The sequence below is a fragment of the Burkholderia sp. BCC0322 genome, from assembly GCF_902833045.1.
GTDB lineage: Bacteria > Pseudomonadota > Gammaproteobacteria > Burkholderiales > Burkholderiaceae > Burkholderia.
Genome location: NZ_CADFDU010000001.1, coordinates 1268276 through 1282439, shown reverse-complemented (window position 1 = coordinate 1282439; position 14164 = coordinate 1268276). Strand labels below are relative to the sequence as shown.

Here is a 14164-nt window from a genome sequence, read left to right as displayed (position 1 = left end):
TCCCGTGCGCTTCCACGTCGACGCGCGCACGCGCCGTTCGCCGCCTGTCGCGTCGAAATGGGCGGTGCCGCATCTCGAATGCCGGAGGAGCCGGGGAGTCAGTCGTCCTGCTCCTTCATGCAGGACGCGTGCTCGATGCACCCGGTTCGGGACGTGCATCGACTCTTTCGCTATCAATGTAGGCGGACGCGCGCGTGGAGTCTGTCCGGCAACGTACCGGACGCGTGCGGATTATCGCGGACATCGGCGCAAATCATCGGCTTGCCGGTCCGAAGCGACGCCAGCCGCCACTGCACGGCATCGTACCGACTTCCGCTGTTCGCTCGTCCATTCTGGGTCGGCACGCGCGCATGCGCTGCCGATGCCGATACGCGTTCGGCGCCACAACGCGCCGACACATTGCCGATGTACTCGCCGCGATCCGGTTCTAGCGGCCGGATCCATGCGAAGCGGCATTCACCGGAGAAGCTCATGAACGACCTGACTCGGAAAGCCCGCGGCACGCCGCAACAGCATCGGAAATATGCGCAAGATACCGCGACCGATGACGGAATGCCCATTGCCCCCGAAAAGCCGAGGCTGACGAACCCGAACGCGCGCGAGCAACCGCGCACCGCGGAGCAAAAGCGTTCCGACGCGAGCCCGCGTCCGGGAACGGCATGCCGATCGACTCGATAGCGCATCATGCAGCCTGCTTCAGCCACCACGCGCTCAGGGTCGTGCGATGCGGCGGCCAACGCCCGTCAACGGGCGGCAGGGTGCCCTCGTTGCGCTCCGGAGCGTGAAGATGGCGCGGTCGGCCCGCGCCTATGTCCGGGGCAATACCGTCAGATTCCACGCATGGCTCGAGAGCCTGGAGCGTCGCACGTTACCGGAAAACCCCCCGGTCCGGATTGGCGGCAACTGCCACGCAGGCAATCCGTGCCCCGTCGCGAACGCTCAGGGGCACGTCGACAGTCGGAGATCGCGGGCGCCGCCCGCGAGGTTCGTCACCTGCTTTTTCGCGAGAGGCTCGGTTCAGTGGTTCAGTGGAGATGTCCTCCGAACAGCCCGAGCAACCCGATGACGATGAGGTAGATCGCCACGATGTAATTCAACAGACGGGGCACCACCAGAATCAGAATGCCGGCGATCAGCGAAACCAGTGGGCCCGCGCTCGTGAGAATGTGCATACGCCCTCCGCAAGAATGAAAACAACCAATGGAGACCAAGCCGCCCCGCGTCCGCCGCTCGTTACAGCGACTTGAGCCGGGTGACCTTCGTGCCTTCCAGCGTCACGCCGGCCATCAATCCGTTGTTCGTCAGTACGAATGCTTCGATCGGCGCGGTCGCGGTGCTGGTGTCGACATTGCCGTTCGCGCCGACTTTCAGTACTGCCACCGACGCGTCGCCGCCCACCGACCAGCCTTCGCTGTTACGGAAGCGACCAAGCGCATCCTCGGTCATGAACAGGAAAATGATGGCTTTCGATTGCGCACCGATCTGCAGGCCGATCGAGCCGGTCGTGGTGCTGTAGTAACCGACCGTGCTGCCGGCAACGCGCAGCGAGCCTTCGCCGTACTGGCCGCCGACGAAGAAGCCGGCCGCGATGACCGACGGGAATACCAGCACGCCGCGCGCCTTGCCGACGAGTTCACGCGAGCCTTTGGCGGTCGTGTAAAGGCGTGCGAGGGTCGAGTCGACGCCTGCATCGATGGTGTGGCGCTTGTCGGTCTGGTGACCACTGGCGTCGGATGTGCCGGTCGTCGTGCATCCCGAGACCGCGAGGCCGATAGCCAGGATCGATCCCGGCGTACCCCATAGAAATGTTCGTCGCTGCATGATTCACCCCAGGTTGTTCGTGGATACCCCTGACGCTACACACAGGCGAATGCGAATGCGGTACGAAAGCGTACCAAGCCTGCAAAAACAGACAACCTTCTCAACCTGACTTCGCGGCGATCGATCCAACCGCCGCCCGCATGCATACGCTGGCGCACCGGCGGCGATCCGCGTACGGCATCGTACCGACTTCCATCGCGATTGCGCTCAGTGTGTCTTCGGGCGCACCGGCTGTTCCGCGTAAAGCGCCCGATACGACGCTTCGATGGTTCCAGGTTTCGTACCGATCAAGCAGGCGACCCATGTCAAGGAGCAGTGTGATGAACAGGGATCAGGTGAGAGGCCGCATCGCGGAAGCGAAAGGCAGACTGAAGGAAATGGTCGGCAGGATCTTGGGAAATCGATCGACCAGAATGCAGGGTACGGTCGAGCAGGTCGTCGGAAAGACACAAGCGTCATTCGGTGACGCGAAAGAGCAATTCAGGAAGCGGCCGTAGGGGGTTCGCGCGAACGGTTCCGTAGCGCCGCGCGATCGGGCAACGTGATGCGGATTCACTGGATGTTGACCGCGCGTGCAGGCAACATCCGGCGAGACCCGTTTCCCGACTGACCGTCACGATGCCGCAATGCGTCGGGGGTGGTGGTCGCCATGCGCAGCGGCAAGCGGCTTGTGCTGCTCGTTTCCCACGCCGGGAAAGAACGCGTCCCACGCGTCCCGGACACCTTTCGCCGCGGTCGCATCTGCGGTCGCATCCACTGCGTCGCCCGACTTGTCCGGATCGGAGCGCAAGCCTCGCCAGCGCGTAAAGGTGAGCATCGGTTTTTCCGTCCATTCGCCATCGCCAAACTTCGCAAACGCCGTGTCGCCGCTCACCAGTCTCACTTCATACCATCCGTCGCGAACGGGCGCGTATTGGTCCAGCGCAAACCATCGTGTAGATTGGGTTTTCATCATTGCCTCATGGATCCATGAATCGTTGTACAGGACAAAATCCGGTCTCGCCTGGTCGACGCATGCGCGCTAGTCCGCACACCGATTCAGCCACAGACGGCCTGCCGCCGTCATGTTGATCGAACCGCCGGTGCGCGACTCGTATGCAAGCCCGTGAGCCAATAGTTCATCGGCTATGGCGCGTGGAATATCGGCCTGGGAATCCGGAATTCGATCAAGCGATTTGAGTGTCTCGACGACCTCGAGTGAAAGTGGGATGCACATGGCGGCCTCCTCGGTGTTGAGTTCATCGTGAACCGGAAGACGCGCGTCGGTCTGTACGGTATCGACTATTTGGAAGCAGATTCTTCCGCAACCGCACCGCAACCCGGTGATTGACCCGCATCGAGAATATGCTTCGGCATCCGATATTGTTATTGCGAAACCATTGTCGAGCGCGCACACTGAAGATACCTGCCGGTTTGTTGCCAAGGCATCGGCGCCCTTGAATCCTTCGGCGCCAACCGTTGCTCTGTCAGGAGCAAATCATGACCATCCCCACGCTCGAATATCGCGGACATGAACTCCGCGTCTATTCACAAATGCTTTTCCCGCCGTTCGGCGATCCCCACGCTCCCGGCCCGAAGCGTTTTGCTTCAGTCGTGCGCATCGACACGATTCCGGCAACCTCCGCAACGGCACCGCGTTACTCGACCATTTTCGAGCATGGCGCTCCGCAAACGGCGGCGCTCGCACTCGATCTGGCGATGCAATTCGGCAAGGACATCGTGGACGGCAAGATCGCCCCTGCGGCGATCTGATCCGTCCGCCGCATCCGACCCGACGCGAGCACACCTCACTCAGGAGCGATTCATGAAATATCACTCAGGCACCTCAATCGATCGGCGCGATGACGCGACCCGCCAAAAGCAGCGGGATGATCTGGCCCGTGCCGACGTCGAACGCGCCGAAAAGCGCATCCGCCAGGATGCCGGCATCAATTCCAATGCGAGCAAGTGGCGTTATTCGCGTCCAGACAATCGGGCGAGATGAGCGGCGCTTGCGCCGCACCCTGTGGCAGACCGGTCCCGCATGGCGGGTCACCGGCGTGCCGGGATCACGCATACCGGCGCAGACGCATCGAGAAATCGGCAATCGCCTTGATGCCGCTCTGCTCCGCGCAACGGCACCAATCCTGCAACTGAACCAGCAATTGCTCGTGCGACGCGTGCGACCATGTCCATAGCTCGAGCAACGCCTCGTACATATCGACGTACACGCGCATTCGCCGGTTCGCATTGGGGCTCGTCAGCGCCCGCAGATCGGGCTTGCCCCGATGGCCCCAGGCCTGGCGCAACCAGCGTTTCATGGCGAGCGCGAACGCGCGCTTGTCGTCGCGGCTCATGTCCTTGATGCGGCGCAGTTCCCGCCGGCAGGCGGGTTCGAGCATGCGCGCATAGGCGGCCATCACCGCATGGCGGTTGCGGATGACCGCTTGCAGCGTTGCGTCGTCGACCACTGCCTTGTTCGGGAGCAGGCGCGGCTTCGTAGCGACGCGCCGAACGGTCGCCAGTCTCAACGCCGCCAGCAGGCGGATGTACAGCCAGCCGATGTCGAACTCGAACCATCGGTTCGACAGCCTGGCGGACGTCACGTATGCGTGGTGATTGTTATGCAGTTCTTCCCCGCCGATCAGGATGCCCAGCGGGAAAATGTTGGTGCTCGCATCGGGCGTCGCAAAATTCCGATAACCGCCGAAGTGGCCGCAACCGTTGATCACGCCGCTGGCCCAGAACGGAATCCACATCATCTGGATCGCCCACGCCGCCACGCCGGGGAGCCCGAACAACCCGACGTCGATCACGGCGAGCAGCCCGACGCCGAGATTCGGATAGCGGGCATAGACGTGGCGCTCGAGCCAGTCGTCGGGCGTACCCGATCCATACCGGCGCAGCGTTTCCTCGTTCCGCACTTCCTCCCGGTACAGTTCCGCGCCGCGAAGCAGCACGGTCGCGAGGCCACGGGTTCGCGGGCTATGCGGATCCTCCGGGGTCTCGCTTCTCGCGTGATGCTTGCGATGCACCGCGACCCACTGCAGGGTCAGCATGCCGGTCGTCAACCACAGCCAGAACCGGAAGAAGTGGCTGACGCACGGGCGCAGATCCAGCGCCCGATGCGCCTGACAGCGGTGCAGGTACACGGTCACGCTGATGATGGTGACATGCGTGAGCACGAACACGACCCCCGCAAGCTGCCACCAGGACAGCCTCAGCTCGCCGTTCAGGAGAAATGCCGACATACCGGTCGCACTCCGGGTCACGCATGTATCCGCGCGCGCTTCGCCGCGACGGCGAGTGCGCGTGCCGATTCCCTACCCGTCGGCCGGCCTATTTCCCGACCTGGTTGCCGACAACGCCGCCGACGGCCGCGCCGCCCACCGTGCCCAACGCACTGCCGCCCGTCAGGACCGCGCCGGCGACGCCACCGACACCCGCCCCGATCACGGTATCCGTTCCGCGGCGAGACATACCGCCGCAACCCGCCAGCACGACGATCGTCAACGTGACGATCGCCATCTCGACTGCCATGGAATGTAGCTTTCTCATGATCATCCCCTCGGGTTGCCGCCGCGCCGTCCGATCCGGCACGACGCACGGAAGCCCATGCGCTGACATCCCGATGAAGTTCGGGACGTCGGTTCATGATGGGCGGTGAATCGCGCACAGTCCGTCCGCTAACGTACCGGCCCGAATGCCGCCCCGTCGCCTCACAGAAGCACCGCTTGCGCCGCCCCCAGCGTCACGACCACGCTGTGACGCCGACCGTCGTCCACGAGTCGCACCATCGCCTCTCCGGCGGCGAGCCGCACGCCATCCACGACGAGGCGGGACACGCCGCCGCTGACGTCGTCCGGATTCTCGACGACGATGTCGTAGTGCGACGCCCCGTGGCGCAGCGTTGCCCTGAAGCCCGGCCAGGATCGCGGTATGCACGGTTGAATGGACAGCATGTCGCCATGCCTGCGCAGGCCGAGCAGGCCTTCGATGCCCGCACGATATAGCCAGCCCGCCGAGCCGGTGTACCAGGTCCATCCGCCACGGCCGACATGCGGCGCGACCGAATAGACGTCGGCCGCGACCACGTACGGTTCCACCCGATAACGATTCGCGCCGCTGCGCGTGCGGCTGCGATTGACCGGATTGAGCAGCGCGAACAGCTTCGCGGCGCGATCTCCGTCACCCATTTGCGCAAACGCAAGCACCGACCACGTGGCCGCATGCGTGTACTGGCCGCCGTTTTCCCGGATGCCCGGCGGATAACCCTTGATATAGCCGGGATCGACCGGCGATCGATCGAACGGCGGCGCAAACAGCAATGCCAAGCCATCGTCGCGGCGGATCAGCCGCGCTTCCAGCGCGTCCATTGCCTGCGCGGCGCGCGCCGGGTCCGCCGCGCCCGACAGCACGCTCCACGACTGCGCGATCGCGTCGATCGCACATTCGGCGTTGCCGGCCGAGCCGAGCGGCGTACCGTCGTCGAAGTAGCCACGCCGATACCACTCGCCATCCCACCCCGCATCGGCAAGCGCATCGCGCAACGCGCCGGCGCGCGCCAGCCAGCGCGCCGCCAGTTCGCCCGAGCCGCGCGCCGTGGCGAGCGGAGCGAACGCCGTGAGCGTCGCATGCAGGAACCACCCGAGCCAGACGCTTTCGCCCCGCCCGGCCTCGCCGACCCGGTTCATGCCGTCGTTCCAGTCGCCCGTGCCGAACAGCGGCAGGCCATGCTCGCCGACCTGCGCGAGACTCGACTCCAGCCCGCGCGCGCAATGCTCGAACAGCGACGCGCTCGTTTCCGAGACGCGCGGGATGAAGAACGCGTCGTGCTCGTCGGCGGCCAGCGGTCGCCCGTCGATGAACGGGATCGACGCATCGAGAATCGCGCGGTCGCCGCTGACGTCGACGTAGTGCGCAACCGCATGGGCGAGCCAGACGCGATCGTCGGAGATCCGCGTGCGTACGCCGCTGCCGCTTTCGGGCAGCCACCAGTGCTGCATGTCGCCCTCGGGAAACTGGCGCGCCGCCGCCCGCAGCAGATGCTCGCGCGTCAGGGCCGGGCGGGCGACCGTGAGCGCCATGCCGTCCTGCAGCTGGTCGCGAAAACCGTACGCGCCGCTCGCCTGATAGAAGCCCGCACGCGCCCAGATCCGGCACGACAGCGTCTGGTACAGCAGCCAGCGATTCAGCATCAGATCCATCGCGCGATCGGGCGTTTCGACCTGAACGGCGCCGAGCGTCTCGTCCCAGAACGCCGTCACGGCGGCGAATATCGCGTCGAGATCCGCCTGACGGTAATGCGCGATCAACTGTCGCGCCGTTGCCGCATCGGCGCCTTCGCCGAGCAGCAAGACGATTTCGACGCTGCCGCCGGGTTCGAGATCGACCGTGGTCTGCAATGCGGCACACGGGTCGAGCCCGGCGCCGACGCGGCCCGACAGCGGCGACGCGCCGGCCCTGCCCGGAAAACCGGCGGGATCGCTCAGGACGCCATTGCGGCCGATGAACTCGCGCCGGTCCGCGCTCCACGAGGTTTGCAGGCCGCGTAAATCGGCGAACGCCACGCTGCCGCGATACACCTGACTCCAGTCGTTGCGGGCAAACATCGCGCCGGTCGGCGGATCGATCTCGCTCGCGGTGTGTGGCGCCGCGACGCTGCGCGGCGCCCCCAGCGCCCACTCCGCATAGGTGGCGACGGACAGCCGGCGGCGCCGACTCGACAGGTTGCGCAACGTCAGGCGGGAAATCTTGACAGGATCGGCCAGCGGCACGAACTGCAGCAACTCGACGGCGACGTCGGCGGCGGAATGCGCAAACCGGCTGTAGCCCTGGCCGTGACTCGCCACGAAAGCGCTCGCGCTCGGCGCGTCATCGCCGATCGAACCCGCCTGCGGCCCCCAGCGCACGCCCGTCTCGTCGTCGCGGATGTAGAACACTTCGCTCGGCGGATCGGTGACCGGGTCGTTCGACCACGGCGTCAGCGGATGCTCGCGGCTGTTCGTCACCCAGGTATAGCCGCCCCCCTCCGCCGACGTCAGGAAGCCGCACGACGGATTCGCGACGACGTTGACCCACGGCATCGGCGTGCATTGACCGGGCTGCAGGATCACGACGTATTCGCGGCCGCCGCGCGCGAAACCGCCGATGCCGTTGAAGTATTCGAGACCGGCGCCGGCCTGTGCGCCCTTCGGTGACGGATTCGCAGGCGGCAGCAGCGGCGGGCTCGCGGCATCCGGGCGCGCGGCCAGCGGCGAAGCCCCGAGGCGCCGCAATTGATCCACCAGCCGGCCATTGCGCGCGGCAAGCACGGCCCGCGCAACGGCCGGAAACAGCGCGCGCGCCGCCACCGCCATCAGGTCCTCGCGCAGCACGAAAATACTGCCGCGTCCGGCTTCGCGCGGCGGCTGCCGGGGCCGCACCAGCCCCTCGAGCGCCGCCTGCAAATCCTGCACATACGACGCCGCGCGCTCGTTGATGATGACCAGATCGACCTCGAGCCGCTTCATCCGCCAGTACTCGTGCGCGCGAATCAACTGCCGCACCATGGCGATGTGCTCGATGTCGTCGATCCGGACCAGCAGTATCGGCAGATCCCCCGATACGCCATGCGTCCATAACGGCGACGCGCCCACGCCGCCCGCCGCCGATATCGCCGCCGCATGGCGCAGCAGCGCCGCGGAGCCCGGCCGCATCGACGCATCGCTGTAGAGCATGTATCCGGCCAGTTGCTGGAACAACGCGGCCTCGTCGAGGCTCACCGCGCTGTGCCGCAGCTGCACCTGCGCCTGGGTCCACGCGAGCATCGCCGCACGCGCGAACGATTCGCCGTCGCGATGCTTGTCGACCAGATCGAGCAACTGCGCGCGCGAATCCGCGACGATGGTCCAGTAGACGATGCTCGCCTTCGCGCCCGGCTCGATGCGCAGTTGCCGCCGCAATGTGAACGCCGCGTCCAGCACCGCGCCTTCGGAAGCGCTCAGCGCACGCCGTTCGGTCAGCGCAAGCGGCAAGCGAACGCTGCGTCCGCGTCCGATGACACGCAATCGATCGGTATCGAATTCTTCCGCGCCGACGGTTTCGCCGGCAGTCACCGCCAGATGAGCGGCCCAAACCTCCGCCTCGTTCGGCGCGCGCTTGCGGCGCGTCGCCAGGATGGCGCCGGATGCCGGCATGTACTCGGTCTCGATGAACAGCTTCGAGAATGCGGGATGCGCGTGATCGGCGGCGGCCGGCGCGAGCACGATTTCCGCGTACGACGTGAATTCGATCACGCGCGGCCGGGTGCCCGTGTTGGCTACCGACACCCGACGCACCTCTGCGTCGTCCTCGGCGGATACCACCACCTCGAGCGACGTCGTCAAGGTGCCGTCGCGACGCACGAACTCGGCGCGATCCTCGGTGAACGTCACGTCGTAGCTGTCCGGTACCACGCCAGTGGGCTGCCATGTGGCCGACCAGACGTCTCCGTTCTCGGCGTCTCGCAGATACAGATAGCTGCCCCAATCGTCGCGCGTCGCGTCCTCCCGCCAGCGCGTAACGGCCAGATCGTCGCGACGGCTGTAGCCGGACCCCGCGGCCGTGAGCATCACGGCATAGCGGCCGTTGGACAGCAGATGCGTGACGGGGGCGGGATCGTTCGCGGACAGCAGGCGCCGCGCCACGCCGGCATCGATCCCATGCATCCTGCCGGCGGGGCGCGTGTCGACCCGCGGCCGCCCTGCCGCGACCCGGCCCGGCACCCGCTCCTGCAACAGCAGCTCGGTGGCTCGAACGGCCGGTTCCGCATGGAAGAAGGTACGAATGCGCCCGCCCAGCAACGCATTGGCGATCGCCACGATCGACATGCCCTGGTGATGCGCCATGAACGCCTGCACGATGGCAACCGGCACGCCTTCCGGCACGCGCGCGGGTGTATAGTCGAGCGCTTCGTAGAAGCCGAAGCGCCCGCACGCGCCGGCCGTGCGCAGCCGTTCGAAGTTGCACGCGGCGGCATGCGGCGCGACCATCGCCGCCAGCGCGGTCGCATAGGGTGCAACCACCAGATTCTGGTCGAGATCGCGCTTGAGTCCCAGCTCCGGCACGCCGAAGCTCGAGTACTGATAGGTCAGCTCGATGTCGCGCGTGTTGTACGCCGACTCGGACATGCCCCACGGCAGCCGCAGCCCGTCGCCATAGGCGATCTGCCGACGCACCACCAGATGGTTGGTCCGCGCGAGCAGGCTGCTGTCCGGCGCGCGCATCACAAGCGACGGCATCAGGTATTCGAACATCGATCCCGACCACGAGACCAGCGCGGCGCCGTGCCCGATCGGCGTCGCCAGGCGGCCGAGCCGGAACCAGTGGCGCGCCGGGACATCCCCTTTCGCGATCGCGACGAAGCTCGCCAGGCGAGCCTCCGACGCCAGCAGGTCGTAGTTGCCCGGATCGCGCTGGCCGTCGGCCACGGCATAGCCGATCGAAAGCAGGTTCCGCACCGGGTCGAGCAGAAAGCCGAACTCCATCGCATAGGCCATCTGCAACGCGGAATCGGCCAGCACCTGAAGACGCTTGTTCAGCACGTCCGCTTCGTCCGGCGTACGCGTCGCGTCACGACAATGCCCTTGCACCCCGTGCTCCAGCGCCTGCGCCCAGAACAGCACGTCGTCGACGTCGCCGCCCCGCACCCGGCCGACCTCGTCCATCAGCGCGCGCGCGACGTCGGCGACTGTCGCAGCGAGGATCGTGATCGCGTTCCATTCCGTCGCGGCGCGGCCGTCCGTCGCGGCGAGCGTGTCCTCCAGTTCGGTCGCGGCCCGCTCGAATTCGCCGTGCAAGGCCGTCCGGGCGTCGCCATTTCGGCACACGGCCTTGCGCAACAGCGCCAGCGTATCGCCGATCCCTTCATGCGCGGCCTGCCATCCCACGCCAGCGGGCTGATTCGCCCACGCCCGGCAACCGTTGCCGAGCGCGATCAGGTGCCCGGCAAGATTGCCGCTGTCGACCGACGATACATACCGCGGCTCGAGAGGCCGCAGGTCGCGCGTGTCGTACCAGTTGTAGAAATGGCCCCGATAGCGCGACATCAGCCGCATCGTCGCGAGCGTCGCCTCCAGCCGCGACACCGCGTCCTGCGTGCCGAGCCAGCCGAACTCGCGGGCGCTGACGACGGACAACAGGTACAGCCCGATATTGGTGGGCGAAGTCCGGCGCGCACAAACGGGCTTCGGGTCCTCCTGGAAATTGTCCGGCGGCAGCATCTGATCGTCCGCCGTCACGAACGTCTCGAAATAACGCCAGGTCCGGCGCGCGTCGAGCCGCAGTTGACGCGCATCGTGCGGGGTCACCGCCAGTTCGCCCGCCGGCCGTGGTGCACGGCTCAGCCAATACGCGATCGCCGGCGCGGCGAGCCAGACGAGTGCGAACGGCACGGCCAGCCAGCCCGTATGACGATCGAAGCGCCAGCCCGCCGTCAGGCTGGCAGCCGCAGCAAGCAGCGCGAGCGTCACGCCGCCGCGCATTTGCAGATAGGTGGACGCGAGGGTCCGCCGGTCGCGCGCGCCCGCTGCGGCCGCTGTCGTCCATTCGAGCAGGTGGCGACGGCTGATCCCCAAGCGAAACAGCGTACGCGCGATCGCGTCGCCCATCGACCACGCCTGCTGCGGCAGCATGACGATCGACAGGCCGAACCGCGTCAACGCGAAGCGCAGCTCCATCGACCACGCATGGAGCACGCTGCGCGTCGTCATCCTGACATGCGTGCGCCGCCAGCGCGGCACCAGTCCGCTCAATACGGGCAACAGGAACGGCAGCGCGATCATCACCAGCACGAAGGCGCTCCAGCCCAGCGATACGGGGAGCGGCTGCATCCATCCGGCCAGTAGCGCGATCAGCATGGCGGGCGCCGTGAGCGTGCGGCGCAGGTTGTCCAGCATCTTCCAGCGGCCGACCGCCGTCAGCCGTTCATGGCCGGAAATCAACCAAGGCAGGAGCTGCCAGTCCCCGCGCGCCCACCGGTGCAGGCGTCCCGCCGCGACGTCGTAGCGGGACGGCGACGCTTCGACGACCTCGACATCCGACGCCAGCCCGGCCCGCGCGAAAATGCCTTCGAACAGATCGTGACTGAGCACCGTGTTCTCCGGCACGCGGCCGGCGAGCACCGCCTCGAACGCGTCGACGTCGTAGATGCCCTTGCCCGCATAGGAGCCTTCGTCGAACAGATCCTGGTAGACATCCGATACGGCCGACACGTAGGGATCGATGCCGTGCGCGCTCGACGACACGCGCTGGAACAGCGACCCCTCGTCACCGCTTGCGAGGGACGACGTGACGCGCGGCTGAAGCACGCCGTAGCCTTCGACGATGCGCCGGCTCGCCGAATCGAATACCGGCCGGTTGAGCGGGTGCGCCATCTTGCCGATCAGGCGGCGCACGGTATCGCGCAGCAACCGCGTATCGGCATCGAGCGTGATCACGTAGCGCACGTCAGGCGGCACGCGCGGCGGCCTGCCTGCCAGCGAGATGAATGTCGTGTCCGACGCCCCGCGCAGCAACCGGTTCAGCTCGTGCAGCTTGCCGCGCTTGCGCTCCCAGCCCATCCAGCACCGTTCGCCGTCGTTCCACACGCGCTTGCGGTGCAGCAGCAGAAAGCGCTCGCCCTCGCCCGGCGCCGCCGGATAAAGGCGATTCAACCGGTCGATACCCGCCGCCGCGGATGCCAGCAGCCCGTCGTCGCTGTCTGCGTGCGGGGTGGGCGCGTCCACCCAGTCGGAGAGCAAGGCGAAGTAAAGCGCGCCGTCAGGGCTCGCCAGGTGATGAATTTCCAGTTGCTCGATCTGCTCGCCGAGCGCCGCTTCCGTCGTCAGCAGCACCGGCACGGCGACCATCGTGCGCAGGCCCGGCGGAATGCCGTCGAGCAAGGCGAGGCCGGGCAGGATCTTCGCACCGACATCGCGCATCACGCTGCGATTGACGAGCGCGATCGCGGTATCCAGCGCGGGTAGCAGGCCGGCGACGCCGAGCCAGATCAGCCAGTGACCGGGCGGCTCGATGCGAGTGAGCCACGCCAGCATGGCCGTGAGCAGCAGTGCCGCAATCAGCCCGATACGGCCGAGATAGCCGCCGAGACCGGCGTGGCGCGTCAGGCGCCGCAACCACAACGCAACGGGCGGCCGATAGCCGATCTCCGCCTCGAACGCGGTGCGGCCGTCCGCCAGCAGGTAGTAACCGGGGTCCGTCTCGCGGGCCGGCACCGCGTCGGCGGCCGGCACGCGGCTCGCCCCTTGCGCCGCTGCATCGGCGACGACGCGGCGGGCAATCTCGAGTTCGCTGACGGGCGCGCCGCGGGCAAGCGCTTCCACCGCGTCGCGATACAGGTTGCGCGTGGGGAAATCCATCTCCGCGAAGCCCGGATGGCTGCGCAGCACCTGATCGACCAGGCTGATGCGCTCGAACAGATCGGTCCAGTCCACCTCCGAAATCAGCCGCATGCTGGTGATCACGTTGCGCACGGTCAGGCTGGCGGCGCCCTGCTGATGGTTGACGGAGGCGACGATCTGGTCCGGCGTCGCGCCGCGCGCCGCCAGGTGCCGATGCAGCCACGCCAGCGCCGGCACGACGGCCGGATCGGGATCATGCAGCCGCTGAATCAGTTGCACTGCGAACGCATCGTGCAATACGGCCTGCTCATAACGGGCGACGAGCGGCTCCATTTCCTCCCGCGCCTGCCCGCGTTCGCCGAGCAGGCGATCCGCGAGCGCGTCGGCGTCGAGTCGCGCGCGCCGATCGTCGATGATCTGGTCCGCGAGCCGCCGCAGGTTTTCGATCAAGACGATCCGCAGCGTGATCGCCACTGCCCACAGTTCGCCGATCGTCAGCGGTTCCACGGCCTGATAGGCAAGCATGAAACGGCATAGCATATCGGGATCGAAACGGCTGTCCGTATGGGCGACGAACGACCAGTTGATCTCGAATACGCGCGGATAACCGGCAAACGGCCCGTTGCCGAGCTTGGGAAGTTGCCGGTAATAGCGCGGGGAAAGATCGTCGCGGATCTGCCGCACCTGCTCCGCGACAAGATAGTAGTTGTCGAGCAGCCACTCCGCTGCCGGCGTGATTTCCTCGCCGCGCGCATCTGCGGCCACCGTGTTCCGGTACGCCTTCAGCAGATGATCCGCGTTGTCCTTCAGCCGCGTCGCCAGAGACGGGCCAGAGGGCGCCCCGGGAAGTACCTTCTGCGCACGCGCCAGACTGCCCGCATGCTGCGCAAGCCGTTCATCGCCGAAGAACTCCTCGCGAATCGGCCGTGCATTGCTCCATGGCGATGTCCGGCGTCGCGAAACACGCGCAACGTGAATCTTCAACGCACCTTCTCCCAATGACC

12 protein-coding genes are annotated in these 14164 nt (G+C 66.7%); 4 read left to right on the top strand and 8 right to left on the bottom strand.

What is annotated here, in order from left to right:
* Positions 1-173: 173 nt before the first annotated feature.
* Positions 174-473: a hypothetical protein gene (locus tag HWX39_RS05985; RefSeq protein WP_157062172.1), complete on the bottom strand. Its 300-nt coding sequence runs from the start codon at positions 471-473 to the stop codon at positions 174-176.
* Between HWX39_RS05985 and HWX39_RS05980 the strand changes: the two genes are divergently transcribed.
* Positions 472-678, top strand: coding sequence for a hypothetical protein (locus HWX39_RS05980; RefSeq protein WP_105801282.1), 207 nt, complete (start codon positions 472-474; stop codon positions 676-678). The two genes, HWX39_RS05985 and HWX39_RS05980, sit on opposite strands and share 2 nt — an antisense overlap.
* A 347-nt stretch (positions 679-1025) precedes the next feature.
* Here HWX39_RS05980 and HWX39_RS05970 read toward each other — a convergent pair whose 3' ends face one another.
* Both HWX39_RS05970 and HWX39_RS05965 read right to left on the bottom strand, forming a co-directional pair.
* On the bottom strand, positions 1026-1172 hold the full coding sequence (locus HWX39_RS05970; RefSeq protein WP_006413561.1) for a DUF3096 domain-containing protein: 147 nt from the start codon (positions 1170-1172) through the stop codon (positions 1026-1028).
* Between the two features lie 61 nt (positions 1173-1233).
* Positions 1234-1821, bottom strand: a complete 588-nt coding sequence (locus tag HWX39_RS05965; protein ID WP_089448655.1) for a YSC84-related protein — start codon at positions 1819-1821, stop codon at positions 1234-1236.
* 320 nt (positions 1822-2141) lie between these two features.
* On the opposite strand from HWX39_RS05965, the gene HWX39_RS05960 reads away from it, so the two are divergent.
* Positions 2142-2318 carry a CsbD family protein gene (locus tag HWX39_RS05960; protein ID WP_175965992.1) on the top strand — a complete coding sequence of 59 codons (177 nt, stop codon included), beginning with the start codon at positions 2142-2144 and terminating at the stop codon, positions 2316-2318.
* Between the two features lie 116 nt (positions 2319-2434).
* Here the strand turns inward: HWX39_RS05960 and HWX39_RS05955 are convergent, their stop codons facing one another.
* Together HWX39_RS05955 and HWX39_RS05950 are read right to left on the bottom strand one after the other, a co-directional pair.
* The gene (locus HWX39_RS05955) at positions 2435-2773 is read right to left on the bottom strand and encodes a hypothetical protein (protein WP_175966123.1); all 339 of its coding nucleotides are present in this window, start codon (positions 2771-2773) and stop codon (positions 2435-2437) included.
* A 69-nt stretch (positions 2774-2842) separates the two neighbouring features.
* The gene (locus HWX39_RS05950; protein WP_098553546.1) at positions 2843-3037 is read right to left on the bottom strand and encodes a hypothetical protein; all 195 of its coding nucleotides are present in this window, start codon (positions 3035-3037) and stop codon (positions 2843-2845) included.
* A gap of 263 nt (positions 3038-3300) precedes the next feature.
* On the opposite strand from HWX39_RS05950, the gene HWX39_RS05945 reads away from it, so the two are divergent.
* A complete protein-coding gene (locus tag HWX39_RS05945) occupies positions 3301-3573 on the top strand; it encodes a hypothetical protein (RefSeq protein ID WP_175965990.1) in 273 nt (90 codons plus the stop codon).
* A 52-nt stretch (positions 3574-3625) separates the two neighbouring features.
* Positions 3626-3805 (top strand): hypothetical protein, encoded by a 180-nt coding sequence (locus HWX39_RS05940; protein WP_098553544.1) that lies wholly within the window; start codon positions 3626-3628, stop codon positions 3803-3805.
* 64 nt (positions 3806-3869) lie between these two features.
* Here the strand turns inward: HWX39_RS05940 and HWX39_RS05935 are convergent, their stop codons facing one another.
* The 3 genes from HWX39_RS05935 to HWX39_RS05925 form a co-directional block, all read right to left on the bottom strand.
* Positions 3870-5051 (bottom strand): fatty acid desaturase, encoded by a 1182-nt coding sequence (locus HWX39_RS05935; protein ID WP_175965988.1) that lies wholly within the window; start codon positions 5049-5051, stop codon positions 3870-3872.
* 88 nt (positions 5052-5139) lie between these two features.
* On the bottom strand, positions 5140-5364 hold the full coding sequence (locus tag HWX39_RS05930; protein WP_012328540.1) for a glycine zipper 2TM domain-containing protein: 225 nt from the start codon (positions 5362-5364) through the stop codon (positions 5140-5142).
* Between the two features lie 155 nt (positions 5365-5519).
* The gene (locus HWX39_RS05925) at positions 5520-14144 is read right to left on the bottom strand and encodes a glucoamylase family protein (protein WP_175965986.1); all 8625 of its coding nucleotides are present in this window, start codon (positions 14142-14144) and stop codon (positions 5520-5522) included.
* Positions 14145-14164 lie beyond the last annotated feature (20 nt).